General features: G+C 75.1%; 24 protein-coding genes, 1 tRNA gene and 1 riboswitch. Of the genes, 18 read left to right on the top strand and 7 right to left on the bottom strand.

The genetic code is table 11. From position 1 onward, the window contains the following. The first annotated feature begins 70 nt into the window (after nt 1-70). From lhgO to ACFVHI_RS04045, 5 genes are all read left to right on the top strand, one after another. The gene (gene lhgO, locus ACFVHI_RS04065; protein ID WP_380335521.1) at nt 71-1,306 is read left to right on the top strand and encodes an L-2-hydroxyglutarate oxidase; all 1,236 of its coding nucleotides are present in this window, start codon (nt 71-73) and stop codon (nt 1,304-1,306) included. A 55-nt stretch (nt 1,307-1,361) separates the two neighbouring features. Beyond that, nucleotides 1,362-2,192 carry a tRNA (guanosine(46)-N7)-methyltransferase TrmB gene (trmB, locus tag ACFVHI_RS04060; protein WP_208869083.1) on the top strand — a complete coding sequence of 277 codons (831 nt, stop codon included), beginning with the start codon at nt 1,362-1,364 and terminating at the stop codon, nt 2,190-2,192. Between the two features lie 116 nt (nt 2,193-2,308). Continuing rightward, entirely contained in the window at nt 2,309-3,598 is a 1,290-nt protein-coding gene (locus ACFVHI_RS04055; protein ID WP_380335518.1) for a PrsW family intramembrane metalloprotease, read from the top strand. A 50-nt stretch (nt 3,599-3,648) separates the two neighbouring features. Continuing rightward, a tRNA-Met gene (locus ACFVHI_RS04050) sits at nt 3,649-3,722 on the top strand. Between the two features lie 589 nt (nt 3,723-4,311). Next, the gene (locus ACFVHI_RS04045; RefSeq protein WP_380335515.1) at nt 4,312-5,481 is read left to right on the top strand and encodes a hypothetical protein; all 1,170 of its coding nucleotides are present in this window, start codon (nt 4,312-4,314) and stop codon (nt 5,479-5,481) included. Here the strand turns inward: ACFVHI_RS04045 and ACFVHI_RS04040 are convergent. From ACFVHI_RS04040 to ACFVHI_RS04025, 4 genes are all read right to left on the bottom strand, one after another. Continuing rightward, nucleotides 5,478-5,939 carry a GNAT family N-acetyltransferase gene (locus ACFVHI_RS04040; RefSeq protein WP_363376805.1) on the bottom strand — a complete coding sequence of 154 codons (462 nt, stop codon included), beginning with the start codon at nt 5,937-5,939 and terminating at the stop codon, nt 5,478-5,480. The genes ACFVHI_RS04045 and ACFVHI_RS04040 overlap by 4 nt on opposite strands. A 36-nt stretch (nt 5,940-5,975) precedes the next feature. Beyond that, the gene (locus ACFVHI_RS04035) at nt 5,976-6,728 is read right to left on the bottom strand and encodes a hypothetical protein (RefSeq protein WP_380335512.1); all 753 of its coding nucleotides are present in this window, start codon (nt 6,726-6,728) and stop codon (nt 5,976-5,978) included. 136 nt (nt 6,729-6,864) lie between these two features. Continuing rightward, nucleotides 6,865-7,605 (bottom strand): sensor domain-containing protein, encoded by a 741-nt coding sequence (locus ACFVHI_RS04030; protein WP_380335510.1) that lies wholly within the window; start codon nt 7,603-7,605, stop codon nt 6,865-6,867. Between the two features lie 177 nt (nt 7,606-7,782). Beyond that, on the bottom strand, nt 7,783-8,355 hold the full coding sequence (locus ACFVHI_RS04025; protein WP_380335507.1) for a GNAT family N-acetyltransferase: 573 nt from the start codon (nt 8,353-8,355) through the stop codon (nt 7,783-7,785). Nucleotides 8,356-8,397: 42 nt separating this feature from the next. On the opposite strand from ACFVHI_RS04025, the gene ACFVHI_RS04020 reads away from it, so the two are divergent. Beyond that, the gene (locus ACFVHI_RS04020) at nt 8,398-9,408 is read left to right on the top strand and encodes a hypothetical protein (protein ID WP_380335504.1); all 1,011 of its coding nucleotides are present in this window, start codon (nt 8,398-8,400) and stop codon (nt 9,406-9,408) included. 61 nt (nt 9,409-9,469) lie between these two features. Here ACFVHI_RS04020 and ACFVHI_RS04015 read toward each other — a convergent pair whose 3' ends face one another. Further along, the gene (locus tag ACFVHI_RS04015; protein ID WP_063348302.1) at nt 9,470-10,303 is read right to left on the bottom strand and encodes a M23 family metallopeptidase; all 834 of its coding nucleotides are present in this window, start codon (nt 10,301-10,303) and stop codon (nt 9,470-9,472) included. Between the two features lie 12 nt (nt 10,304-10,315). Beyond that, a riboswitch (cyclic di-AMP (ydaO/yuaA leader) is annotated at nt 10,316-10,474 on the bottom strand. A 288-nt stretch (nt 10,475-10,762) separates the two neighbouring features. On the opposite strand from ACFVHI_RS04015, the gene ACFVHI_RS04010 reads away from it, so the two are divergent. The 11 genes from ACFVHI_RS04010 to ACFVHI_RS03960 all read left to right on the top strand — a co-directional run bounded on the left by ACFVHI_RS04010 (nt 10,763) and on the right by ACFVHI_RS03960 (nt 21,853). Beyond that, complete coding sequence (locus ACFVHI_RS04010) at nt 10,763-11,644, top strand: alpha/beta fold hydrolase (RefSeq protein ID WP_380335500.1); 882 nt, start codon at nt 10,763-10,765, stop codon at nt 11,642-11,644. Between the two features lie 116 nt (nt 11,645-11,760). Then, entirely contained in the window at nt 11,761-12,330 is a 570-nt protein-coding gene (locus ACFVHI_RS04005; RefSeq protein ID WP_063348304.1) for a TetR/AcrR family transcriptional regulator, read from the top strand. 349 nt (nt 12,331-12,679) lie between these two features. Further along, nucleotides 12,680-13,810 carry a PP2C family protein-serine/threonine phosphatase gene (locus tag ACFVHI_RS04000; protein ID WP_079135705.1) on the top strand — a complete coding sequence of 377 codons (1,131 nt, stop codon included), beginning with the start codon at nt 12,680-12,682 and terminating at the stop codon, nt 13,808-13,810. Nucleotides 13,811-13,892: 82 nt separating this feature from the next. Next, nucleotides 13,893-16,181: a SpoIIE family protein phosphatase gene (locus tag ACFVHI_RS03995; protein WP_380335496.1), complete on the top strand. Its 2,289-nt coding sequence runs from the start codon at nt 13,893-13,895 to the stop codon at nt 16,179-16,181. A 233-nt stretch (nt 16,182-16,414) separates the two neighbouring features. Beyond that, complete coding sequence (locus ACFVHI_RS03990) at nt 16,415-17,683, top strand: sensor histidine kinase KdpD (protein ID WP_063348306.1); 1,269 nt, start codon at nt 16,415-16,417, stop codon at nt 17,681-17,683. Next, on the top strand, nt 17,667-18,080 hold the full coding sequence (locus tag ACFVHI_RS03985) for a roadblock/LC7 domain-containing protein (protein WP_063348307.1): 414 nt from the start codon (nt 17,667-17,669) through the stop codon (nt 18,078-18,080). The genes ACFVHI_RS03990 and ACFVHI_RS03985 overlap by 17 nt, the downstream gene beginning before the upstream one ends. Further along, the gene (locus ACFVHI_RS03980; RefSeq protein ID WP_350880532.1) at nt 18,077-18,424 is read left to right on the top strand and encodes a DUF742 domain-containing protein; all 348 of its coding nucleotides are present in this window, start codon (nt 18,077-18,079) and stop codon (nt 18,422-18,424) included. The genes ACFVHI_RS03985 and ACFVHI_RS03980 overlap by 4 nt, the downstream gene beginning before the upstream one ends. Further along, nucleotides 18,402-19,037, top strand: coding sequence for an ATP/GTP-binding protein (locus ACFVHI_RS03975; protein ID WP_380335493.1), 636 nt, complete (start codon nt 18,402-18,404; stop codon nt 19,035-19,037). Before ACFVHI_RS03980 ends, ACFVHI_RS03975 begins: the two co-directional genes overlap by 23 nt. After that, nucleotides 19,034-20,482, top strand: a complete 1,449-nt coding sequence (locus ACFVHI_RS03970) for a cytochrome P450 (protein ID WP_380335490.1) — start codon at nt 19,034-19,036, stop codon at nt 20,480-20,482. The genes ACFVHI_RS03975 and ACFVHI_RS03970 overlap by 4 nt, the downstream gene beginning before the upstream one ends. Continuing rightward, the gene (locus tag ACFVHI_RS03965) at nt 20,446-21,552 is read left to right on the top strand and encodes a cytochrome P450 (protein WP_380335488.1); all 1,107 of its coding nucleotides are present in this window, start codon (nt 20,446-20,448) and stop codon (nt 21,550-21,552) included. Before ACFVHI_RS03970 ends, ACFVHI_RS03965 begins: the two co-directional genes overlap by 37 nt. A 43-nt stretch (nt 21,553-21,595) precedes the next feature. Next, nucleotides 21,596-21,853 carry a hypothetical protein gene (locus ACFVHI_RS03960; protein ID WP_063348310.1) on the top strand — a complete coding sequence of 86 codons (258 nt, stop codon included), beginning with the start codon at nt 21,596-21,598 and terminating at the stop codon, nt 21,851-21,853. Nucleotides 21,854-22,012: 159 nt separating this feature from the next. On the opposite strand, the gene ACFVHI_RS03955 is transcribed toward ACFVHI_RS03960, so the two are convergent. Further along, nucleotides 22,013-22,837, bottom strand: a complete 825-nt coding sequence (locus ACFVHI_RS03955; protein ID WP_380335485.1) for an isocitrate lyase/phosphoenolpyruvate mutase family protein — start codon at nt 22,835-22,837, stop codon at nt 22,013-22,015. Nucleotides 22,838-22,848: 11 nt separating this feature from the next. Further along, nucleotides 22,849-23,334 carry a carboxymuconolactone decarboxylase family protein gene (locus ACFVHI_RS03950; protein WP_063348311.1) on the bottom strand — a complete coding sequence of 162 codons (486 nt, stop codon included), beginning with the start codon at nt 23,332-23,334 and terminating at the stop codon, nt 22,849-22,851. Here ACFVHI_RS03950 and ACFVHI_RS03945 point away from each other — a divergent pair. Then, nucleotides 23,266-24,390 (top strand): NRDE family protein, encoded by a 1,125-nt coding sequence (locus ACFVHI_RS03945; protein ID WP_380335482.1) that lies wholly within the window; start codon nt 23,266-23,268, stop codon nt 24,388-24,390. The two genes, ACFVHI_RS03950 and ACFVHI_RS03945, sit on opposite strands and share 69 nt — an antisense overlap. Nucleotides 24,391-24,414: the final 24 nt, after the last annotated feature.

Raw genomic sequence — 24,414 nt, 5'->3', positions numbered from 1 at the left:
CTCGACCGGCCCCGCCCGGCGTGGCAGCATCGGCGGCGGGGGGAGCCGGGCGGACTGCGAGGAGCGGGCGGTGGCGTACGACTTCGACGTGCTGGTGGTGGGCGGCGGGATCGTCGGCCTCGCCACCGCGTACGCGCTGACCCGGGCCCGGCCGGGGCTGCGGCTCGCGGTGCTGGAGAAGGAGCCCGGCTTCGCCGCCCACCAGACCGGCCGCAACAGCGGGGTGATCCACAGCGGCGTCTACTACCGGCCGGGCTCGTACAAGGCCCGGTACGCGGTGGCGGGCGCCGCCGAGCTGGTGGCGTTCTGCCGCGAGCAGGGTGTCCCGTACGAGGTCACCGGCAAGCTGATCGTGGCCACGGGCCCGGAGGAGCTGCCCCGGCTGGCGGCGCTGGCCGAGCGCGGGCGGGCGAACGGCATCCCCGTCACCGAGGTGGACCGGGCCGGGATCGCCCGGTACGAGCCGCAGGTCACCGGGGTGGCGGGGCTGCACGTCGGTACGACCGGCGTCTGCGACTTCCCGGCCGTCGCCACCGCCTACGCCCGGCTGGCCCGGGAGGCGGGTGCGGAGCTCCGACTCGGCTGCGAGCTGCGGGCGGCGGCCCGGCGGGCGGACGGCGTGACGGTGCAGACCTCCACCGGGGAACTGCGCTGCCAGGTGCTGGTGAACTGCGCCGGGCTGCACAGCGACCGGATCGCCCGGCTGGCCGGGGACGAGCCCGGGGTGCGGATCGTGCCGTTCCGCGGCGAGTACTACGAACTGGCCGAAGGGCGACGGGACTTGGTGCGCGGCCTGGTCTACCCGGTGCCCGACCCGGCCTTCCCGTTCCTCGGCGTGCACCTCACCCGGGGCGTCCACGGGGACGTGCACGTCGGCCCGAACGCGGTGCCCGCGCTGGCCCGTGAGGGCTACGACTGGCGCACCGTGCGCCCGCGCGACCTGGCCGGGACGCTGGCCTTCCCCGGCACCTGGCGGATCGCCCGGCGGCACTGGCGCCAGGAGGTGGGCGAGTTGCACCGCTCGCTGTCGAAGCGGGCGTTCACCGCCGCCGTGCGACGGCTGCTGCCCGCGGTCGCCCCCGAGGACCTGGTGCCGGCCGGCGCCGGGGTCCGGGCCCAGGCCGTGGCCCGGGACGGCTCACTGCTGGACGACTTCGCCTTCGCCGGTTTCGACCCGGCCGACCCGCGCTCCCCGCGCCGCGCGGTGCACGTGCTGAACGCCCCCTCCCCCGCCGCCACGGCCTCGCTGCCGATCGGCCGCGAGGTGGCCCGCCGGGCGCTGGCGGCACTGGAGGCCGGCGGATGAGCCCGGTCACAGCACCTTCGGGAGGGGCCCGGGGTCCCCGTAGACTCGGGGAATTGTGACTGCCACCGCCCCGATCCCCCAGCCCTCGCCGTCCGCCCGGCTGTCCGCCGCGCCGGCCGGCTACCCCGCGCCGATGTACCCGCACAAGGCCACCGACGCCCAGCACCGCGAGCGGCGCATCCGCAGCTTCCAGCCGCGCCGGGGCCGGATGACCAACGCCCAGGCGGGCGCCCTGGACCGGGGCTGGGAGGCCTACGGCATACCGATCGACGGCAGCCCGCTCGACCTGCGGGAGCTGTTCGGCGAGCTGCCGGTCACCCTGGAGATCGGCTTCGGCATGGGCGAGACCACGGCCACCATGGCCGCCGCCGACCCGGCCATGGGCATCCTCGCCGCCGACGTCCACACCCCCGGCCACGGCAACCTGCTCGGCCTGCTGGAGCGCGACGGCTCGCGGAACGTGCGGCCGGCCGCCGGCGACGCCGTGATCCTGCTGCGCGACATGCTGCCGGACGCCTCGCTGGCCGGCCTGCGGGTCTACTTCGCCGACCCGTGGCCCAAGCCCAAGCACCACAAGCGCCGGCTGGTCCAGCCGTCCTTCCTGGAGCTCGTGCTGCCCCGGCTCGCCCCCGGCGCCCTGGTGCACTGCGCGACCGACTGGGAGCCGTACGCGGAGCAGATGCTGGCCGTGCTGTCCGCCTCGCCGGAGCTGGAGAACCTGCACCCCGAGGGTGACGGCAGCGGCTGGCTGGAGCCCGCGGACCACCCGGACGGCAGCATCCCCGGCTACGCGCCGCGGCCGGACTGGCGCCCGGTCACCAAGTTCGAACGGGCCGGACTGGCCAAGGGGCACGTCGTCCACGACCTGCTGTTCCGCCGCCGCTGAGCCGCCGTCGGCCGTTCGAACAGGCCACCACGCGCTGACCGGGGGGCCGTTCCCCGGGCGGACGGTTCGTCCCGAGTCCTCCCGACGGGCGGGTGCGGTGGCCTACCCTGTGCCGCATGGGCAGCCCGGCCGGCGGCGGGTCCCGGGCCACCGTCCAGGCCGCCGCCGACGCACCGGAGACGGTCCCGCGCACCGGCGACACCCGGACCATCCCGGGGCCCCGGAGGCGCCGGGCCCACCGCCTCGCGCCCCGGGCCGGCGCCGCTTCACCGCCACCGGCCGGAGCCGCCGCACCGCCCCGGCGCGGCCGCTCGGTGGCGGTCTCCTCCGTCACCGCCACCGCCGTACTGACCCTGGCCGGCTGCGGGGTGCTGATCCTGCACCTGGTCCAGCGGCAGACCGGCACCGTCGGACTGCTGGTCGGCGTCGGCCTGGCGATGGTGCCGCTGCCGTTCGTGCTCGGCGCCCTGGCCTGGCTCAACCTGACCGCCCGGGTGCCGCTGCGGCACACCGTGTTCTGCCTCGGCTGGGGCGCCTGCGCGGCCACCACCGTCGCCATCGTGGCCAACAACTGGACCGCCAGCTACCTGACCTCGCACCAGGGCCCGCTCGGCGAACTGCTGGGCGCCGGCATCGCCACCCCGCTGATCGAGGAGACCGCCAAGGCCACCGCCCTGCTGGTGCTGCTGCTGCCGCTCGGCCAGCGGCTGCGCTGCCACGGCCGCCGCACCGGCCGCCCCTGCGCTCCGCTGCTGCACCGGCTGCCGGCCCCCCGGCTCCCCCGGACGTACGCCCGCCGCCCGGCCGTCCCGCACGCCCGGGGCCGGCTGCGGCTGCGCCCCTACCTGCGCCCGCTGCCGTACCTGCGCCCGGCCCCGCCCTCCGGCGGCGGCCCGCACCGCCGCTCCCGGCCCCGCACCCTGGCGGCCGGGGTGGTGCTCGGCGGGATGACCGCCTGCGGCTTCGCCTTCACCGAGAACGCCCTCTACCTGGGCCGGGCGTTCACCACCGACCAGCGGCAGCGGCTGGACAGCATCGGCCTCGGCGATCCGCCCAGCCTGCGCGACTTCGACGGCACCGTGCAGACCTTCGTGCTGCGCGCCCTGCTCTCCCCCTTCGCGCACCCGCTGTTCACCGCGCTCACCGGGATCGGCCTGGCCGTCGCCCTGACCACCGGTCGGCGCTGGCTGGCCCGGCTGGCCGCGCCGACCGGGCTGCTGCTCGCGATGGCGCTGCACGGCACCTGGAACGCCGCCGCCGACCTCGGCACGGACGGCTTCCTGGTGGTGTACGGGGCGCTGATGGTGCCCTGCTTCGCCGCGCTGGTCTGCTTCGCGGCCTGGGCCAGGTCCCGGGCTGCCCGGCACGCCGCCCGGCGCGACAGGCGCTCCGCCAGGGTGGTCTGAAGAACCGATTTCCCATCTCGGCGACTTCCCCGTATTGTTGTGTTTACCGACGCGGGGTGGAGCAGCTCGGTAGCTCGCTGGGCTCATAACCCAGAGGTCGCAGGTTCAAATCCTGTCCCCGCTACTCAGTAGCAACGAAAGGCCCGGAGGATTCGTCCTCCGGGCCTTTCGCGTTCCCCGGCACGGCGAAGGAACGTTCTGCCGCGAAGCCGCAACAGGACCTGGGCCCTCGTCAGCGGAGACCTCCCGAACGACGGCGGCCCGGCCGACGGCCGCCGGGCGGGCCACCGATAAATCCGTTGCCCTCCGATCGGTGGGCTGCCTATCGTGGCGGCACACTGAAGGGAGGTGATCCTGAATTGAGTTCCATCAGGATGCGTGAGGTGGCTGCTCGCTAGAGCCGCCCCTGCCTGCGCGGGGTGAGGCCTGAGGCCTCCGGCAGGCGAAATCCATAGCAGTCACCCGGCCCGCAGGCCCACCGGAACATCCCCGGTGCCTCGGCGCCAGGCCAGTGCACGGGCCGGCGCGGAGGAGCAGCCTGCGGGCTGTCTGCGTTCTCCGCCGCCCTCCGGCGTCTTCCGGCGTCTTCCGGCGTTCTTGGTCGTCACCCGCGCCCTGTCCGGGGCGCCCCCGGGTCGTTCCCGCGGTGGGGCCGCGGCGCTAGAGTCGGCGCGGGTTCCGGAGCGGAGCGGCGCGGGCACAGGGGGTAGGCGATGGCGAAGGCGCGGCGGCGGAGCGGCACGACGGCCCTGCGGACGGCACGGTGGGCCGCGCCCGGGGCGCTGGCCGGGACGGGCCTGCTCGGGCTGCTGCTCTTCTCGCTCGGCCGGGAGCAGGCCTGGCAGGCTTTCGGCGGCGGGTTGGTGGTGGCCGGGGCCTCGACGGTGCTCGGCGGCGCGCTGGGCTTCCTGTTCGGGGTGCCCCGGGTGCGCAGCGGCAGCGGCGAACCGCAGGGCTCGTACGCCCCGAACACCAACCTGGAGCAGGTGTCCGACTGGCTGACCAAGGTGCTGCTGGGCGTCGGGCTGACCCAGCTCGGCTCGCTCGGCGAGCGGCTGCACCAGCTCGGCACCGCACTGGCCCCCGCGCTGGGCGGGGAGGACGCCGCGGTGCCGTTCGCGGCGGCACTGGTGCTGTACTTCGTGGTCTTCGGCTTCCTGGCCGGCTGGCTGGTGACCAGGCTCGCGCTGCCGCAGGTACTGACCGACGCCGACCAGGCCCTGGACCTCTTCCTCGCCGGGCAGGACCGCGACCGGCGAGGCGACAAGGTGGGCGCCGACGACCTGCGGGTCCGGGCGATGCAGCAGCTCGGGCTGCTGGGGGGCAGCGCGGAGCAGTCGGCCGCGCTGGCCGCGCAGTTGCCGCCCGCCTCCTCGCCCTCGTCCGGGCCGGAGGGCGTGGTGGCCGAGGTCCGCTCTACCGCGCGCCGCTCGGCGCTGACCGCCGACCAGGTGCGGGCGCTGTACGCGGACGGCTCCGAGGGCCGCCGGATCCAGGCGCTCGCGCTGATGCAGGGCGACCCGTCGCTGGCCGACCTGCCGAGCCTGCTGGACGCGATCGAGCGCCCGCGCTCCGGCTTCGAGCAGTACCACGCGCTGCTGGCCGCCCGGGGGCTGCTCTCCCGGCTGCCCGGCGCCGAGGCGCAGCGGCTGCGGGACGCGGTGGCCGGGCAGTTGGTGCTGCCGGAGGGGATCCCGTACGGGTCGGACCGCAGCTGGCTGGCGGAGAAGATCCTGTCCCGACTGGAGGCGACGGCCTTCGTCCCGACGCAGCCGGCCCCACCCGTCGAGCCTGCCCAACCGGGACAGTCGGGACAGTCGGCCCCACCCGCTCAGCCCGCTCAGCCCGTCCAGTCGGCTCCGTCGGCGGGCGACCACAGCTAGCTGCTGAACTCCTTGACGGTGAAGCGCAGTTCGGGCTGCTCCCAGGGCGTCTTGACCTGCGGCGGGCGGGTGCCCGTGCGCTCGGCGCCCATCTGGAGGTAGAAGCCCTCGGCGGGCGGGTGGGACACCACCTTGACCGAGGCGATCCCGGCCGCCCGGGCGCGCTCCAGCATGTCCGCGATCAGCTTCCGCCCGATGCCGAGCCCCTGGGCCTCGTCGGCGACGAACATGAGGTCCAGTTCGGCCGGTTCGCGGATCAGGCCGTAGAAGCCGAGCAGTCGGTCGGTGGTCGGGTCCGAGGCCAGGAACACCTCGTGCCGGGCGACGTACTCGGGGGTGACCCGGTAGCCGTCGATCATCGCCGCGTAGTCGCCGCGGTAGGCGGTGGAGGCCTGGATCAGCTCGGTGAGCCGGTCGGCGTCGGCCGCCCCGGCGCGCCTGATGGTCGTCTCGCTCATGCGGGCGAGTATAGGGGTGCTGACCAGGAGAGACCATTACTTTTCGGCGGCGGACCGGCGGCGGTGGTCGGCGGACCGCAGGACCAGGACGCGGCGGGTGCGGCCGTCCGCGGCGCGGGGGAAGCGGCGGATCTCGCTGGCGACGCGGCGCTCGCCGAGCGCGTACCGCAGCGGGTCGAGGTGGGCGCAGCGGAGGCCGTGGCCGTCGTGCAGCGGCTGGACGCGGACCTCGCCGTCCGGGGAGGTCACCCGGACGAGTTCCACCAGGGCGGCCAACTGTCGCTCGGGGCCGAACAGTTCGGGGTAGGCGAAGAGCAGGTAGCCGCTCAGGGTGAGCGCGAAGGCGCCGTCCGCGAACGGCAGTCGGGGCAGCGCGGCGGCCACGTACTGCTGCGGGTGCGCGGCCGAGTCGGCGGCGAACAGGCGGCGGGCGCGGTCCCAGCTGCGCAGGTAGCGGTCCGGTCGGCAGGAGCGCGGCGACGGGTACAGGTGCGGGCGGGCGGCCATCGCGGTGGCCATCGACGCACGGGCCGCCAGCGCGTGGGCCGCGACCTCGGGTGCGGGGAGCGCGTACGCCGGGTCGGCGGCGATCACCCGGCAGCCGAGCCGGCGCGCCTCGGCGGCCAGGCCGGCCGCGCCGCCCGGGCAGTCCAGCACCGGGCCCGGCAGCGCGGCGAGTTGGGCCCGGGTGAGGTCGAACAGGTCGCAGTACTCGTCCAGCGGGCGGGAGGTGACCAGGATGTCCCGGCCCAGGGCGCCCGGGTCGGCGGGGGTGTGTGCGGCGGCCACTCGGCCATCCGAACACGGGCCGGCCCCGTCCGCATCCGGAGCACGTCCGGGGCGCGGGCGGGGCCGGGAAGGCGGGCGGGGCCGGTGAGGCGGGCGGGACCGGGGAAGCGGGCGGGACCGGGAAGGCCCGCGGGGTTCAGCGGCCGAGCAGGCCCTGGGCGGCGGCCCGGTTCACGTTGGTCAGGCCGCGGACCAGCTGGGCGGTGAGGATGATGAGCAGCACCCCGACCAGCGAGAAGCCGGCGATCTGCCAGGCCCCCTCGACGTAGTAGACGTGCTGGACGTTGTCGCTGTCGTAGAAGTCGAAGAGCCGGTACCCGCGCCACGGGGTGAAGGCCGGGAAGACCCACTGGTAGAGCGGGTACAGCGCCATCGCCCAGCCGAGCAGCAGGAACACCAGCGACAGGGCGAAGCTGAGGACCGCCCACGGGAACATCACCACCTGGTAGAACGCGGCCTTCCACCCGGCCGGGTCCGCCAGCCGCGCGGTGATCGCCCCCCAGGTGCCCGGGCGGGTCTGGCGCACCGGCGCCGGGGCGGGCACGTCCAGGGCCAGCATGCCGCGCACCCGGGCCCGCTCCATCCGGCCCATGCCGCGGGCGACGGTGGTCAGGAGGGCGAGCACGGGCAGGCCGAGGACGGTGACGAAGGTTCCGACCCCCATGCAGAACAGGATGATCGAGACGGAGAAGCCGATGACCGACAGCGGCAGGCCGGTGAGCGTGTAGCCGATCTCGCGGTAGTAGTGCTTGGAGAACGGCGCCCGCCAGACGGCCGGCGGCTCCTCGGTCCGGTGGGCCCGAGCGGGACGCGGGTCGTCGCCGTAACCACCGAGGACGTCCCACTCGCGGTCCTGCGTGCTTCGGCTGATGCTCATGTCCCGGCCCCGGTCCCTCGTTCTCGGCTGCTGATGGCATCAGTCTGGTCGAACGGCGGGCCGGGGAGGATCCGGAGGCCTGGCGGATCGGGGGTGGGGTTAACCCCCCGGGCCTGACCTGGCAGGCCTGCCCCGGGTCCGCGCCAGATGTCCGCGCCGGACGTCCGCGCCGAAAGGTCAGCCGGTCGCGCCGGTCCACTCGTCGGCGAGCAGCGAGTACAGGTACGAGTCGGACCAGGCGCCACCCTTGTACAGGTCGTGCCGGACCCGCCCCTCCAGCTGGAACCCGAGCCGGACGAGCACCTTGGCGGAGGCGGCGTTGTCCACGTCGACCCGGGCCGCCAGCCGGTGCACGCCGAGGGCCTCGAAGGAGAGCTCACAGAGCAGGCCGGCGATCTCGCCCGCGTAGCCGCGGCCCCAGACGTCGCGGCCCAGCACGTAGCCGAGGTGGGCGGAGCGGTGCTTGCCGAGGGTGAGGGAGGCGTGGGCGATCGGCACGGCGTCCACCGGGTCCTCGGCGTCGTCGCGCCGGGTGACGGCCAGCCGGTAGGTGTCCCGCTCCGGCGCCATCGCCTCCTCCAGGTAGAGCTCGATCTGGTCGGCGCAGGTTTCGCGGTCGCGCGGCTCGAAGGGGAGGTAGCGGGTGACCTCCGGGTCGCCGAACAGCCCGTGCAGCGCGTCCACGTCGCCGGGGGTGTGGTGATACTCGCGGATGGCCAGCCGGGGGCCGGTGAGTCGTACGGGGACCATGGCAGCCGACCCTACTCCCGGCCAGCGGTTACCGTTCGAGCTATGAACGACGAAGACCTGCGGCTCGCCCCGCGCACCAGGGCCGCCGACCTGCTCGCCTGGGCGGCGGAAGAGGACCGCACCCCGGTGGCCGAAGCGCCGCTGCGCGCGGTGCTGGCCCTGCTGGAGCTGGGCGAGGGCAGGATGCACGACGGCTGGCCCGAACTGACCTCGAACGCGGTGGAGCACCTGCTGTACGAACGGCTCTACCTGTACGTCCAACCCGAACCGGAGGCGGACCCGTTCGCGTACGGCGCCGCCGTCCGGCTGCTGACCGACCACCAGCGGGCCGCCAAGCGGCTCAACGCCAAGCGCCAGGAGCGGCTGCACGCCGAGGCCGAGTGGCAGGGCGAGGTCGCGGCCGGGCTGCTGCGCCGCGCCGACCTGGTGACCTGGCCCCGGCTGTACGCGCTGCTGCTGCACGCGTACGGGGCGGACGTCACGGATCCGGAGGCGGTGCGGGAGTGGCTGACCGGCTTCCGGGAGCTGGCGCAGGAGGAGCGGCTGGCCAGGTTCGCCGCACTGGCGCAGACCGGCTGGCTGGACGAGGTGGACGAGCAGGGCTGGAGCCCGACCCGGGTGATCTCGGTCGGCATGGCCACCGACGGCGCGCGCCGGCTGCTGGAGCAGGGCCTGATGCGGCGCAGCTACCGCAACCTGACCGAGCTGACCGCGCTGGGGCGGCCGATGCCGGACGAACTGGCCGGGGACTTCGGGGCGTTCGAGGAGGCGGCGGTGGAGGCCGCGCTCGACCTGTACGGGGAGTGGACGGTGCCCGGGCTGCCGCGACTGCTGGTGGAGGAGTTCCCGGACCTCGCGCCGGAGCCGGGGCAGGAGGAGATCGACGCGTATCTGGCGGGGCTGGCGCAAGAGGAGTTCGACGCCCGCCTGAAGGAGCTGGCGGGGCCGGCGCAGGAAGAGCCCGACCCGCACCCGGCGGGGCCGGCCGACCCGGCGGACCAGGAAGACCCGGCGGACCAGGAAGACCCGGCGGCGGACCAGGCGCAGGAGTGACGCGGCGAAGCCCCGGCCGCCGGTGCCTTTCGGTTCCGGCGGCCGGGGCTTCGCGGGTGCGTCAGGGGTTGAGGCCGCGCTGCTGGAACCAGGTCTCCGGGTCGACGGGGGCGCCGCCACCGGGGCGGACCTCCACGTGCAGGTGCGCGCCGGTGACGTTGCCGGTGGCGCCGACCTTGCCGATCTGCTGGCCGGAGCCGACCTTGCCGGAGCCCTTGATGATCGAGGAGAGGTGGCAGTACCAGATCTCGGTGCCGTCGGGCAGGGTCTCGACGATCCGGTAGCCGTACGAGCCGGACCAGCCGGCCGAGGTGATGGTGCCCTGGCCGACCGCGTAGACGGGGGTGCCGGTGTCGGCGGCGAAGTCCAGGCCGGTGTGCAGGTGGGCCCAGTAGCGGGCGCTCTGGCCGTAGTGGGCGGTGAGGTGGTAGTCGCGCACCGGCAGGGTGAGGGCGGCGGCCTTGGCCCGCTCGGCCTCCTCGGCGGCCCGCTTGGCCTCGGCCTCCTTCGCGGCGGCCTTGGCCTCCGCCTCCTTCGCGGCCTGGACGCGGGCGTCCTCCTCGGCGGCGGTGCGCTGGCTGTCGGCCTGCAGCTGGATGCGGGCGGCGAGCGCGAGGCCGGGGTCGGCGGAGAGGGCGACCGGGGTTTCGTCCGGGGTCTCGATGGCGGGGGCGGCGGCCGGGGTGGCGGAGGCGAAGCCGGTGGCGCCCAGGGTGGCGGCGACGGCGGTGACGCCGAGCAACGGGGAGGTCCCACGGACCTGACGCGGCATCCGGTGCCGGTTGGTCTCGGCGTCCGGGCCCGCGTACTCGGGGCCGTCCGGGCCGGGGTGGTCGAGGAGCCGGGTACCTGCTGCGAGGCCGGCCGGGTGTGCCGGGGTGTGCGTCGACGCCACGGAGGCGCGCTCCTTTCCTTCCTTCGCGCCTACCGGGTTAGCTGACGGGTTCGGAGCAGGAAGGTCTCCTACGGCCGGGCCGGAGCCCCGCCGATTCACCCCAAGGAACGTGGTTCCCCGGCTCCCTGACCTGCCCGGAGGCCGGTCGGCGGGATTAGGCGACGGCGCACGGTGCCGTCTGGGTACGGCGTTGAGGACCGCGCTGCGTTATCAAACGTTAATCCTAGGAGGCCCTGATTCCAAGCCGTTCGCCCGGGACGACCGGAGACGGACGGGGCACTCTGGGACGCGAAGGGCGTTTTGTCCCCCTTGAGCCCCTTGGGCACGCTTGAACACCATTGACGCCACCTCACGTGATCGGACGTCAACGGACGGCCCTTCATTCAGGCACTCACCGCCGACCTCCCCCGCTCCACAGGGTGCGAAGGCTTGACGGCTAAGGCTATTAGCCTTAGCTTTATGGCTATCGGCAGCACGCCGAAGCCCCGCACCGGCAGCCCCCGGAGGCCCACCATGAACGCCACCAACGCCCCCACCACCCAGTACCTCGACGTCACCGGCGGCCGCCTCGCCTACGACGACACCCGGCAGGGCGACGGCGCCCCCGTCGTGCTGCTCCCCGGAATGCTCGACACCCGCGCCGCCTACCGGCACCTCCACCCGCTGCTGGCCGCCGCCGGCCGCCGGGTCATCACCATGGACCTGCGCGGCTTCGGCGAATCCTCGATCATCTGGGACGACTACTCCCCCGCCGCCATCGCCACCGACGTCCTCGCCCTACTCGACCACCTCGGCATCGACCGCGCCGTCCTGGTCGGCAACTCCTACACCGGCGCGACGGTCGTCAAGGCCGCCGGCGACGCCCCGGAGCGGGTCGCCGGCATCGCCCTGATCGACGCCTTCGTCGAGAACACCCCGCCCGGCGCCCTCATGCGCGGCGCCCTCCGCGCCATGGGCGCCCTGACCGTCCACTCGCCCGCCTTCTGGGGCCTCTACCACCGCAAGCTGGCCTACCCGGGCGCCAAGCCCGCCGACTTCGACACGTACGTGGCCGGACTCGTCGCCGCCATGCGCACCCCCGGCCGCAAGACCGCCACCCGCGGACACGTCGGCGGGGACTCCGCGCCCGTCGGCTGGACCGCGGCCGTCCGCTGCCCCTCGCTCGTCATCATGGGCAGCAAGGACCCCGACTTCCCCAAGCCGGAGGCCGTCGCCGACCGGCAGGCCGCCGCGCTCAACGCGCGGAAGGTCATGATCGACGGATCCGGGCACTACCCGATGGCCGACAACCCGCAGGCCACCGCCGGCGCCCTGCTGCCCTTCCTCGCCGAACTCGCCTGAGCCCCGCCCACCCCGTCCGCCCACGTCAGCCCCGCCCGCCCACACGCCCCGCCACACCACGCCCCGCCCCGCCCCGCCCCGCCACGTACGCCTTCCACCGACGGAGAGCCCACACCATGCCCCGAGTAGGACTCACCCCCGAGCAGGTCGTCGACCACGCCCTCGCCCTCATCGACGAGCAGGGCGCCGACGCCCTCACCCTGGCCGCCGTCGCCGCCCGGGCCGGGGTCGCCACCCCGTCGCTGTACAAGCACGTCAGCGGCGGCCTCACCGAACTGCGGCGGCTCATCGCCGTCCGGGTCACCGAGGAACTCGCCGACCGGCTCGCCGAGGCCGCCGTCGGCCGCAGCGGGGACGACGCCGTCGCCACCGTGCTGCGCGCCTACCACGCGTACGCCACCGAGCACCCGCACCGCTACAACGCCCTCCCCCAGGCCCCGCAGCCGGACGACGACCTCACCCGCGCGGCCGGCCGGCTCGTCGGGGTGATCATCGCCGTCCTGCGGGAGTACGGCCTCGACGGCGCGGAGGCGATCCACGCCGCCCGCACCGTCCGCTCCGTCGCCCACGGCTTCGCCTCCCTCTCCATCGGCGGCGGCTTCCAGCTCGCCGAAGACCTGGCCACCACCCAGAGCCGCCTCATCACCCTCCTCACCACCGGCCTCCGCACCTGGCCCACCCCCTGAGACGCCGGCCACCGCACCGACCGCGGCACGACCCGCCCGGCCTCCCACGACGGCGGAACCACCACCACACCGGGTGAGGCGTGCACGGGAAGTCGGACCCGCCGACTTCCCGTGCAACAGGCGGACGCGGGGGCGCGCCCGGAAACGGCCGGCGGCAAGACGTGCGCGCGGCAGGCGCGGCGTACGAGGCAGGCGCAGCAGGCGCGGCGTGCGCGAGAAGTCGGACCCGCCGACTTCCGGTGCGGCGGGCAGGCAGCGGGCCTGGGGGTGGTGGGGGTGGACGGGTTAGTGTGGCCGGGCTGACTGGTGGTCATGACAGGGGACCGCCGACCCCTTGGCGGAGGTCCACGTGCCCGCACCGATAGCGAGGGCGCGGCGGTGGTACCTGCGGCTGCTGGACGGGAACGCCCGGGCCGCGCGGTACGCGCTGGGGGTGCTGCTCGGGGTGACGGCGGTGCTGAGCGTCCTGCCGATCGTGCTGCCGTACAGCTGGCCGCCGTCGGCGCTGGTGCTGCCGCTGGTGGTCGGCGGGCTGCTGTTGCGGCGCGGGCAGCTGCTGGTGCTGGTGTGCGCGGCGCTGGCCGGCGGGGTGCTGGGGGCTGTGGTGCGGGATCCGCTCGGGGTGCGGATCGGGGTGACGCTGGTACTGGCCGCGACCGCGGTGACGGTGCTGGCCGCGAACCGGTTCCGGCACCGGCTGGGTCTGCGCGGGACGCAGGGCGATTCGATGCTGCTGGAGCTGGCCGAGCACACCCGGACGCTGGCCCGGCTTCCGGAGCGGCTGCTCGACTGGCACTTCGACAGTGCGCTGGCGCCGGCCGGCGACACCTCGTTCTCGGGTGACTTCCTGCTGTGCGCGCACCGCCCCGAGGAGGATCTGCTGGAACTGCTGCTGGTGGACGTGTCGGGCAAGGGCAGCCGGGCGGCGGCCCGCTCGACGCACCTGTCGGGCGCGTTCGCGATGCTGCTGGGGCGGGTGCCGCCGGAAGCGTTCCTGCCGGCGGCCAACGACCATCTGGTGCGGATGGGCTGGGAGGACGACTTCGCGACGGCGGTGCACCTCGCGCTGCGTCCGGCGACGGGCGACTACCTGCTGTTCAACGCCGGCCATCCGGCGCCCGCGCAGTTCCGCCGGGCGGACGGCGGCGGCTGGGCGCGGTCGGGGCACGGCGGTCCGGCGCTGGGGCTGGTGTCGGGCGCGCTGTACCCGGCGGTGTCGGGGCGGCTGCGGCGGGGCGATTCGCTGCTGCTGTTCAGTGACGGCCTGGTGGAGGTGCCGGGTCGGGATCTGGACGAGGGGGTGGGTCGGCTGCTGGCGGCGGCCGAGCCGGTGGTGCGGCCGTGGCGGACGCAGCAGCAGCTCACCCGGGGTGCGGCGGAGCGGCTGGTCCGGACGGTGGCGCGGGACGCGGCGGACGACCGGACGCTGGTGCTGGTGCGCCGTCTGGGTCACCATTCACCCGCTTCAGCACCCGCTTGAGAAATAAGGTATGAAGAATTAAGTGCCCGTTCGGGCACCCAGAGGGCACCCACCCCCCGAGAGCGGAAAGGCCGGGTATCCGATGGACCTGACCTCGCCGTGGGTTCCCCCCTCCGAGGACGAGAGCCGGACGCCGCGCAGCAGTCCCACCGCCCGCAGCCCCATGCGCTGCGTGCGCTTACTTCTCGGCTGCACCAGTGCCGCCGAACTGCTCGGCACCGTCCTCGCCGAGGGGCCGGGCTGGATCACCGGCGAGGGTTCCGCGCTCTACCTGCTGGATTCCGCCGGAATGCTCCGGCTGACCGCCTCGCACGGGCTGCCGGACTGGGCCCACGAGCGCTACAGCATCGTCGATCCGGCCGGTGACCTCCCCGCCGCGATGGCCCTGCGGTTACGCCGCCCCTACCTGCTCAGTCCCGAGCACACCAGCGTCGACTACCCGAACAAGAACGCCGGCATGGGCACCGGCATGGTCGCCGTGATCGCCCTGCCGATGGTCGTCGACGAGCGGCCGGTCGGCGTCCTCGCCCTCGCGCTGGCCCACCGGGGCACCGTCCCCCGCCGCGACCTGGACGTCCTGGAGACCATCGGCGAGGCCTGCGCCCACCGGCTTTCCCACCTGCTCGACCACGCGGACGCCCGGATACCCCAGGACCCGGCCGGGGCGCCGCCGGACGGGGCCGGCAGCCGCCCCGCCGGGCTGGCCCACCCGATGCTGTCGCTCGCCGTCCGGGCGGCCGGGCACGGCGCCTTCGAACGCGATCTGGTCACCGGCGAGAGCTACTGGGACGCCGCGGCGTTCCGGGTCACCGGCCAGCCCGCCACCGCCGACGGCTCCGCCCCGGAGCTGGACCGGATCGTCCACCCGGAGGACCTGCCGGACGTGCAGGCGGCGCTCGCCGAGTCGCTCACCACCGGCGGGTGGTACCGGATCGGGTACCGGGTGCTGCGCGGGGGCGGCAGGGTGGCGCGGATCGAGGAGACCGGCGAGGTGATGCTGGACGTCCACGGTCGGCCGGTCCGGGTCGCCGGGCTGCTCTCCGACCGGGACCAGGGCCGGGGCCGAGACCGGGACCGGGACCGGGACCGGGAACACCCCGGGCAGCAGGCCGGGCACCAGCAGCCCGAGGAGCAGTCCACCCCGGCCGGGGCACGGACGGCGCTGCTGCTCGCGCTCACCCGGTCGCTGTCGCGGGCGGTGACCGTCCGGGACGTCACCACCGCCGTCACCGACGTCGCCCGCCCGGCGTTCGGCGCCGCCAGCATCGTCCTGGACCTGGTGGACGAGGGCCGGCTGCTGCCCGTCTCGCACACCGTGTACGGCGGGCCCAGGCGCACCGAGCTGACCCGGCTGGCGGACCTCTCCGAGAACGTGATGCAGCACGCGCTGACCCGCTCGGCCCCGCTGTTCAGCGAGCCCGGCCCGGACCGGGGCCGGCACGGCCCGCTCACCCCGGCCTCCTGGGCGGTGCTGCCGCTGGTCGCCTCCGGGCGGCAGGTGGGCTCCTGCCTGATCACCTTCTCCGCCGAGCGGGCGTTCGGCCGGGAGGACCGCACCCTGTACTCGGCGTTCGCCGGGATCCTGGCGCAGTCCCTGGAGCGGGCCCGGCTGTACGACACCCACCACCACCGCGCCACCGAGCTGCAGCGCGCGATGCTGCCGCGCACCCTGCCCCGGCTGCCCGGGATCGCCAGTGCCGCCCGCTACCTGCCGAGCACCGAGGGCATGCAGATCGGCGGCGACTGGTACGACCTGCTGAGGCTGCCGGACGGCCGGATCGGGCTGGTGATCGGCGACGTCCAGGGCCACAACGCGGAGGCGACGGCGGTGATGGGCCAGCTGCGCAGCGGCCTGCGGGCGTACGCGACGGACGGGCACGATCCGGCCGCCACGCTGGCCCGGACCAGCCGGCTGCTGACCGAGCTGGACACCGACCTGTTCGCGACCTGCCTCTTCCTGGCCCTGGACCCGGCCGACGGCGCGCTGACCGCGGCCCGGGCCGGGCATCCCGCGCCGGTGCGGATCGCGGACGGCAGGGCCGTCGAGCTCGATCTGCCGGGCGGGCCGCCGCTGGGCGTGGACCCGGGGCAGCCGTACCCGCTGACGGTCGGCCGGCTGGCGGTCGGCGAGACGCTGCTGGTGTACACCGACGGGCTGGTCGAGGACCGCGAGGAGGACTACGACGAGTCGGTGCAGCGGATGCTCGGCGGGCTGGAGCTGTGGGCCCGGCAGACCGGCCCGACCCGGGTCGGCGCGGCGCCCGCGCTGGAGCGGCTGGCCGACCTGCTCACGCTGAACGTGACCGAGCGGCGGTCCCGGCCGGACGACGTGGCGCTGTTGCTCCTGCACCGGACGTCGCCCCTTCCGTAACACCGTGCACACGTTCCCCACACATCCCGGGACGTGACTCGGCCATCTGCCGCCCGGCCCGGCCGACGCGCCGCAGGCGCCCCACCGGGGACGAACGTCCTCGGGCCGTCCGGATCGCGGTCGAACGGCGCCGGTTTGACGCCGTATTGACTGGATATTGACGAGATCCGGTCACTTGGCGAGATCCGTTCACACCTTCGTAGGATCATCACCCTAGAATTCGCGGCGTGACGATGACTCAGTGGTGCACAACGGCAACCGGCGTACTCGCCGCCCTCGCCCTCGTGGCCACCGCCCGGTACCGCGCCGTGTCCGTCACCCAGCGCCGCCGCGCCGACCGGCTGCGACGCGACCTCGCCCGGCTCCAGGAGCAGCTGGGCGCCGAACTCTCCCGCCGCGGCGCCGACCTGGCCGCCGTCCAGCAGGAGCAGGAACTCACCGCCTCCACCCAGCGGGCCTTCCTCAGCGTCGCCCGCCGCATCCTCGTCATGGCCCACGACCAGCAGGCCCTGCTCGACGAGATGGAACGCACCCACGACGACCCGGCGCTGCTGGAGGGCCTGCTCAAGGCCGACCACGCCGCCGCCCAACAGGCCCGGCTGGCCCAGACCCTGGCCGTGCTGTGCGGCGCGCGGGCCGGCCGGCACTGGCCCGAGCCGGTCTCGCTGGAGGACGTCGTGCGCGGCGCCCAGTCCCGCATCCTGCCGTTCCAGCGGGTGGTGGTCCGCAGCCGGATCGAGACCGCCGTGGTCGGCGCCGCCGCCGAGGCGCTGATCCACGCCGTCGCCGAGCTGCTGGACAACGCCACCCGCTACTCCCCGCCCAGCACCCAGGTGTTCGTCACCCTGATGCCGGTGCACAACGGAGCCGTCATCGAGATCGACGACGGTGGCGTCGGCATGCCGGAACAGGCCGTCGCCAAGGCCGCCGCCGCCCTCGCCGGCGGCACCAGCCTGGAGGTCTCCCGGCTCGGCGAGGTGCCGCAGCTGGGCCTCGCCGCGGTCGGCCGGCTGGCCGAGCAGTACGGCTTCCGGGTCACCCTCAGCTCGGCGCCCTCGCCGTACGGCGGCGTCCGCGTCGTCGTGATGCTGCCGAACGCCCTGCTCACCGAACCGCTGCCGCCCACCGTCCCCGGCCTCGGACCGGACGACCGGGCGTTCAGCACCGACCTCCGGCCGACCGGACACCCCGCCGGACACCCCCTGGTGGAGACCCCGCCGGCCGGCCGACCCCCCGCGGCCGCCGACACCCCGCCGCCGCTGCCCCGCCGGAGCCACCGACGCGACCGCGCCGCCCGCCCCGCCCAACACGCCTCTCCCGCGCCGCCGCCCGCCCCGCCGTACCGCTCGGCCCGGGACGCGCAGGCGTTCATGGCGATGTTCCAGGCCGGCACCGCCAGCGGCCGATCGGCCGCCCGGGTCCAGGCCCAGCACGACCCTTCCCTGCCCGCTTCCCCCCGACTTCCCCAGCGCTCCGGAGAGTTCCATGACCACCACCCCTGATCTCGGCTGGATGCTCGCCGACATCGTCAACGTCCCGCAGGTCCAGCACGCCGTCGTCGTCTCCAACGACGGCCTGGAGATCGGCCGCAGCGCGAACATCGCGCGCGAGGACGCCGAACGGCTCGCCGCCGCCTGCTCCGGACTCCAGTCGCTGGCCCGCGGCGTCGCGACCGGGTTCGGCGGACCGGGCAGCGCCACCCGCCAGATCATCATCGAGTACGGCGGCGGCTACCTGTTCATCGTCGCCGCCGGGGCCGGCGCGCACCTGGCCGTGGTGACCAGCGACGCCGTGGACGCCGGCCTGGTCGCCTACCAGATGCAGGTCCTGGTCGAACGGATCGGCAGCCACCTCACCAGCCCGCCGCGGGTCGACCACGCGGCGGGGGGGCACCGGTGAGCGGGCCGGTCCGGCCCTACGTCATCACCGGTGGCCGCAGCCGGTCCACCCGGGCCGAGCTGGCCATCGAGAGCCTGGTCAGCGCGTTACCCGAGCCGCCGGAGCTCCCCGACCACGCCCTGCTCAACCGCGAGCACCGGCGCATCCTCGCGCTCTGCCACAGCCTGCTGTCGATCGCCGAGGTGGCGGCCCACCTGGGGCTGCCGCTCGGCGTCGTCAAGGTGCTGGTCGGCGACCTCTGGGACCTCGGCGCCGTCCAGGTCCTCCCGCCCGTCCCGCAGGCCGAACGCCTGCCCGCAACCCTTCTGGAAGAGGTGCTCGTTGGCCTCCGCCAACTCCGCTGAAGCCCCCGGGGCCACCGCCGACCTGCCCGCCGAGCCGCGGTACCTGCCGTCCTCGGTCCAGGGCGCGGTGAAGATCCTGGTCACCGGCCCGTTCGGGGTCGGCAAGACCACGCTGGTCGGCTCGCTCAGCGAGATCACTCCGCTGCGCACCGAGGAGACGATGACCGCCGCCAGCAGCGGCATCGACGACCTCACCGGGCGCGCCGGCAAGACCACCACCACGGTCGCGCTCGACTTCGGCCGGATCACGCTCAACCCGCGGCTCGCGCTGTACCTGTTCGGCACGCCCGGCCAGCGGCGGTTCTGGCCGCTCTGGGACGACCTGTCGCGCGGCGCGCTCGGCGCCATCGCCATGGTCGACCTGCGCCGCCCGGACGAGAGCTTCGACGTGCTCGGCCGCCTGGAGGAGCAGCGCATCCCGTTCGCCGTGGCGGTCAACACCTTCTCGGACACGCCGAGTTACCCCGAGGAGGAGCTGCGCTCCGCCCTCGACCTGCTGCCGGAGGTACCGATCCTGCACTGCGACGCCCGCGACCGGCGGCAGTCCTACGACCTGCTGATCGACTTCGTCGACCACCTGCACCGCAGCTCGATCCTGGAGCTCCAGGGATGACCGCGCCCGAACCCGGCACCGCCTCCCCCGGCTGCCCGTTCCCGCACGGCGGCAGCCTGCCCGCCGGCCTCCCGCTGACCCCGCTGTACGGCCCCGCCGTCGCCGAGGACCCGCACGGCCTGTACGCCCGGCTGCGCCAGCGCTACGGCCCGGTCGCGCCGATCGAGCTGGAGCCCGGGGTCGAGGCCTGGCTCGTCCTCGGCTACGCCGAACTGCTCGAACTCACCCGCAACGAGGCGCTGTTCTCCAAGGACTCGCGCCGCTGGCGGGTGCCCGCCGAGGGCCGGCTGGCCCCCGACTCCCGGCTGCTGCCGATGACCTCCTGGCGGCCCACCCTGCTCAACCTGGACGGCGCCGAGCACCAGCGGCTGCGCTCCGCCGTCTCGGACACCCTCGCCCAGATCGACCACCGCCAGCTGCGCGAGACCACCGAGGCCTGCGCCAACGACCTCATCGACAGCTGGGGCCCGGACGGCACCGCCGACCTGATCGCCCAGTACGCCCGCCCGCTGCCGCTGCTGGTCTTCACCCAGCTGGTCGGCCTCCCCCGCGAGGCCGGGCCCCACCTGGTCGAGCTGATCAGCCACTTCGTGGACAGCGGCCCCAAGTCGGTGCGCGCCAACGCCGAGTTCCAGGCGATCCTGATCGACCTGGTCCGGCGCCGCCGGACCGCCCCCAGCGCCGACCTCACCTCCTGGCTGCTCGCCCACCCGGCCGGGCTCACCGACGAGGAGGCCGTGCACCACCTGGTGGTGATGCTGGTCGCGGGCAACGAGACCAGCATCAACTGGACCGGCAACACGCTGCGGCTGCTGCTCACCGACCGCCGGTTCCGGGCCACCCTCACCGGCGGGCGGCTCACCGTCTCCGACGCGCTGGAGGAGGTGCTCTGGCGCGACCCACCGACGCAGAACTTCCCTGGCCGCTGGGCCACCGGCGACACCGTCCTCGGCGGCCAGTACATCAGCGCCGGCGACATGCTCGTCCTCGGCCTGGCCGCGGCCAACGCCGACCCGGCCGCCCAGGGCGTCGCCTCCGCCGCCCAGGGCTCGCTCGGCGGCAACCGGGCCCACCTCGCCTGGGGCGCCGGACGGCACGTCTGCCCGGCCCAGCACCCGGCCCGGATCATCGTCGAGACCGCCGTCGAGACCCTGCTGCACCGCCTGCCCGATCTCCAACTCGCCGTCCCCGCCGGCGACCTGGGATGGCGCCCGTCCCCGTGGTCACGGGCCCTGCTCGGCCTGCCGGTGCTGTACAGCGCCTTCACCCCGCCCCGCCCGCCAGCCCCCGAAAGGCCCGCATGGACACCGCCGTCGACCCCCGACCCGAGCCCGTCAGACTCGACCCCTTCGGACGCGACCAGCACCAGGAGAACGCCCGCCTCCGGGCGGCCGGCCCCGCGGTCCTGGTGGAGCTCCCTGGCGGGGTGGTGGTCTGGGCGATAACCCACCACGACACCCTCCAGGCGCTGCTCGCCGACCACCGGGTGGGCAAGAACGCCCAGCTGTGGACGACCTTCCGGGAGGGCCGGCTGCCCCAGGGCTGGCCGCTGCTCAACTTCGTCACCGTGCCCGGCATGGTCACCGCCGACGGCGACGACCACCGGCGGCTGCGCGGCCTGGTCAGCCAGGCCTTCACCCCGCGCCGAATAGCCGACCTGGCGCCCGCGATCGAGGCCCGCACCGTCTCGCTGCTCGACCGGGTCGCCGAGCTGGACGGGGCGTTCGACCTGCGCGAGCACTTCGCCTACCCGCTGCCGATGCAGGTGATCGGCGAACTGCTCGGCCTGGCGCTGGACGAGCAGGACAGGCTGCACGAGCTCTCCGACACCCTGGTCTCCAGCTCGGCCACCCCGGCGGCGGCCGCCGCCGCGCAGCAGGCCCTGTACGCGCTGCTGGGCTCCGTGGTGGCGGCCAAGCGGGCCGCGCCCGGCGACGACCTCACCACCGACCTGATCGCCGCCCGCGAGGCCGGGGACCGGCTCAGCGAGGCCGAACTGGTCGGCACCCTGCTGCTGATGCTGGTCGCCGGGCACGAGACCACGCTCAACCTGATCACCAACGCCGTCCGGGCCCTGCTCGCCCACCCCGACCAGCTGCGGCTGGTGCTCTCCGGCGAGCAGCCGTGGTCGGCGGTCATCGAGGAGACGCTGCGCTACGACTCGCCGGTCGGCCAGTTCCCGCTGCGCTACGCGACCGAGGACATCGAGGTCGGTGACGTGGTGATCCGGCGCGGCGAGGCGCTGCTCGCCTCCTACGCGGCGGCCGGCCGCGACGCCGGGCACCACCCGGACGCCGACCGCTTCGACGTCACCCGGCGGCCCAACCGGCACCTGTCGCTCGGCCACGGCCCGCACTTCTGCCTCGGCTCCGGACTGGCCCGGCTGGAGGCCGAGACCGCGCTGCGGCACCTGTTCGGACGGTTCCCCGGGCTGGCCCTCGCCGAGGGCGACGCGCCGGAGCCGATCGGCTCCTTCATCAGCAACAGCGTGCGAACCCTGCGGGTGACGGTCTGAGCCGCCCGGTTACCTGAAGGCGGCCCGGGTCGTTCGGCAGTGCATGAAGAAACTCGCCACCCTGGCCGCCCTCACCATGGCGGGCCTCGCGCTCGCCGCCCCGGCGGCGTCCGCCACCACCCAGACCGCGAGCTCCCCGGACGCCACCGGGGGCCTCACCGACGGTCTCAACCTCTCCCCGGCCGACCTCGCCATCCACGCCGCCGGCAAGTTGCCGGTGGTCGGCCACACCGCCCAGGAGGTGGAGGCCGTCGGCACCAACCAGATGACCCACCCGGGGCTCAGCGGTCAGATCGGCTGACCCGGATCGGCTGACCACGCCCACCGGGCACCGCCCCGGTTGCCGCCACCCCCGTCGGCGGCAACCGGGGCTTCGCCGTTCCCGGGCCCGCGCCACCCAGCACCGCCCGGCCCGCGCCGCCGGGCCCGCTCAGCGCCGGTCGGACCGCGAGAAGCCCGCTCAGAAGAGGCCGTTCAGCTCCTGGTAGGTCAGCCCGCCCTCCAGGGCGGTGTAGGTACCGCTCGCGTACACCTCCGCGGCGGCCCGGCGCACCGCCGCGTACGCCACCTCGGCCAGCCCGGGGCCGAGGCTCACCCGGGCCACGCCCAGCTTCGCCAGCTCCGGGACGGACGGCGCGCCCGGCCCCGCCATCACGTTCAGCGGCACCGGGACGGCCGCGGCCAGCGCGGCGATCGTCTCCCGGTCCGCGACACCGGGCACGAACACGCCGTCCGCACCCGCCTCGACGTAGGCCCGCAGCCGGCGCACCGCGTCGTCCAGCCGGCCCTCCGGCGCGCCGATCCCGTGCAGGAACACGTCGGTGCGCGCGTTGACGTAGGCGGGCACGCCCGCCGCGTCCGCCGCCGCCCGGGCCGCCGCGATCCGCTCGGCGGCCTCGGCCACCGGCCGGCCCTCGTCCTCCAGGTTGACGCCGACCGCGCCGGTGGCCAGCAGCGCGGCGACGGACTCGCCGACGCCGGCGGCGGTCCGCGCGAAGCCGCTCTCCAGGTCGGCGGTGACCGGCAGGTCCACCGCACGGACCACCTGCGCCGTCCGCACGAGGACCTGTTCGAGGTCGGCGCCGCCGCCGTCCCGGCTGCCGAGCGACCAGGAGACGCTCGCACTGGCCGTCGCCACCGCCCGCGCTCCGGCGGCGGCGACCAGGCGGGCGCTCGCCGCGTCCCACACGTTGGCGAGCACCAGCGGCTCGCCCGGCCGGTGCAGTTCCCGGAGCAGCCGGGCCTTCTCCTGCTGGACGTCCACCATGTCCGCCATGTTCGTCATGTCCCCGGGCCTCACTTGGCGGCCGGGCTGAGCCGGGAGGCCACCCCGATCCGGTTCCAGGCGTTGATGGTGACGATCAGCGCGATCAGCTGGGCCAGCTCGGTCTCGTCGAACTGGGCGGCGGCCTCGGCGTAGACCGCGTCCGGGACGTGGCCCTGGGTCAGCAGGGTGACCGACTCGGTGAGGGCCAGCGCGGCCCGCTCCCGGGCGGTGAACCAGGGGGTCTCGCGCCAGGCCGGGAGGGAGAGCAGCCGGTGGTCCTGCTCGCCGCCCTTCAGGGCGTCGGTGCTGTGCATGTCGATGCAGAAGGCGCAGCCGTTGATCATCGAGGCGTGCACCTTGACCAGCTCGGCGAGCGTGTGGTCGATGCCCTTCCGGGCGGCGCGGTCCACCGCGATCATGGCCTGGTAGAAGTCGGGGGCCAGGCTGTGCAGCGCGAGGCGCTGGGCGGGGGCCGGGACCGGGGCCTCGGTCGGCTGGTGCTCGTTCGTCGTCATGGCCACCAGCCTAGGGACCTGGTGGACCTGTTCCCTGGTGCATTTGAACCGCGAAATCCTGGGCCACTTCGGCCTGCGCCCGGCCGTGGGGCGAGTGTGCCACGGCGGCGGCCGAAAAGGGAGGGCCCTGGGGCGCCTCAGGGCGCGGACGCGCACTCCCGGCGCGCGAACGGGAGTGCGAGGATCGACCGCGGGGGCGCCACCACGCGTGCCCCCGCCGGGCGAGGTCAGGGGGCCGCGATCGTGTGTACGGCGTTCGTCAGCATCGAACCGGGAGCGGCCGTGCCGGTGCTGCTCCTCTCCGTCCGGGACGAGTACCTCGGGCGCGGCTGGCTGCCGCCGGACCACCACTGGCCGGACCGGCCGGACCTGGTCGGCGGACTCGACCTCGCCGCCGGCGGCACCTGGCTGGCCGTCGACCCCGGGCGGCGGACCGCCGCCTGCCTGCTGAACGGCTTCGGGCCGCTCGCCCCCGCCGACACCCGGCTGTCCCGTGGCGAACTGCCGCTCACCGCCGTCCGGGACGGCGGGATCGGCCACCTCGACCTCACCCCGTACGACCCGTTCCACCTCGTCCTGGTCCGGCCCGACGGCGCCCGGGTCGCCAGCTGGGGCGGCGGCCGGCTGGAGGAGCGCGAACTGCCGGTCGGCCTCAGCGTGGTGCTCAACGACGGGTTGGAGGGCACGGCCGCCAACCGGACCGCCTCCGAGCGGATCCGCGCGCTGATGGCCGCCCGCGCCGACCGCTTCCGGGCCCGCCTCGCCGCCGCGCCCCGGCCGGAGCCGACCGGCGACGGGCCCGCCGAACGGGCCTGGGGCGACTGGCTGCCGATCGTCGCGGGCGACGGCCTGCCGCTGGACGACGACGCGGCGCTGATCCAGCGGCGGGACTTCGGCGACGGGCGGATCTGGGGGTCCTCCTCGATCTCGCTGCTCGCGCTCGGGCCGGACGGGCCGCGCTACGACTTCGCCCCCGCGCCGGTGCCCGCCGACGGCGGGGCGTGGCGGCGAGTGCCGCTCGGCGGAGGCGGGTCGGCGGCGCGGTCCGGCGGCTGACCGGCTGCCAACCGGCGGCTGGCC

Source organism: Kitasatospora sp. NPDC127121, from assembly GCF_042677305.1.
In the GTDB taxonomy this organism is placed as follows: Bacteria; Actinomycetota; Actinomycetes; order Streptomycetales; family Streptomycetaceae; genus Kitasatospora.
The sequence above is the reverse complement of the archived record's forward strand: the minus strand, read 5'-3'. Positions and strand labels throughout refer to the sequence as shown.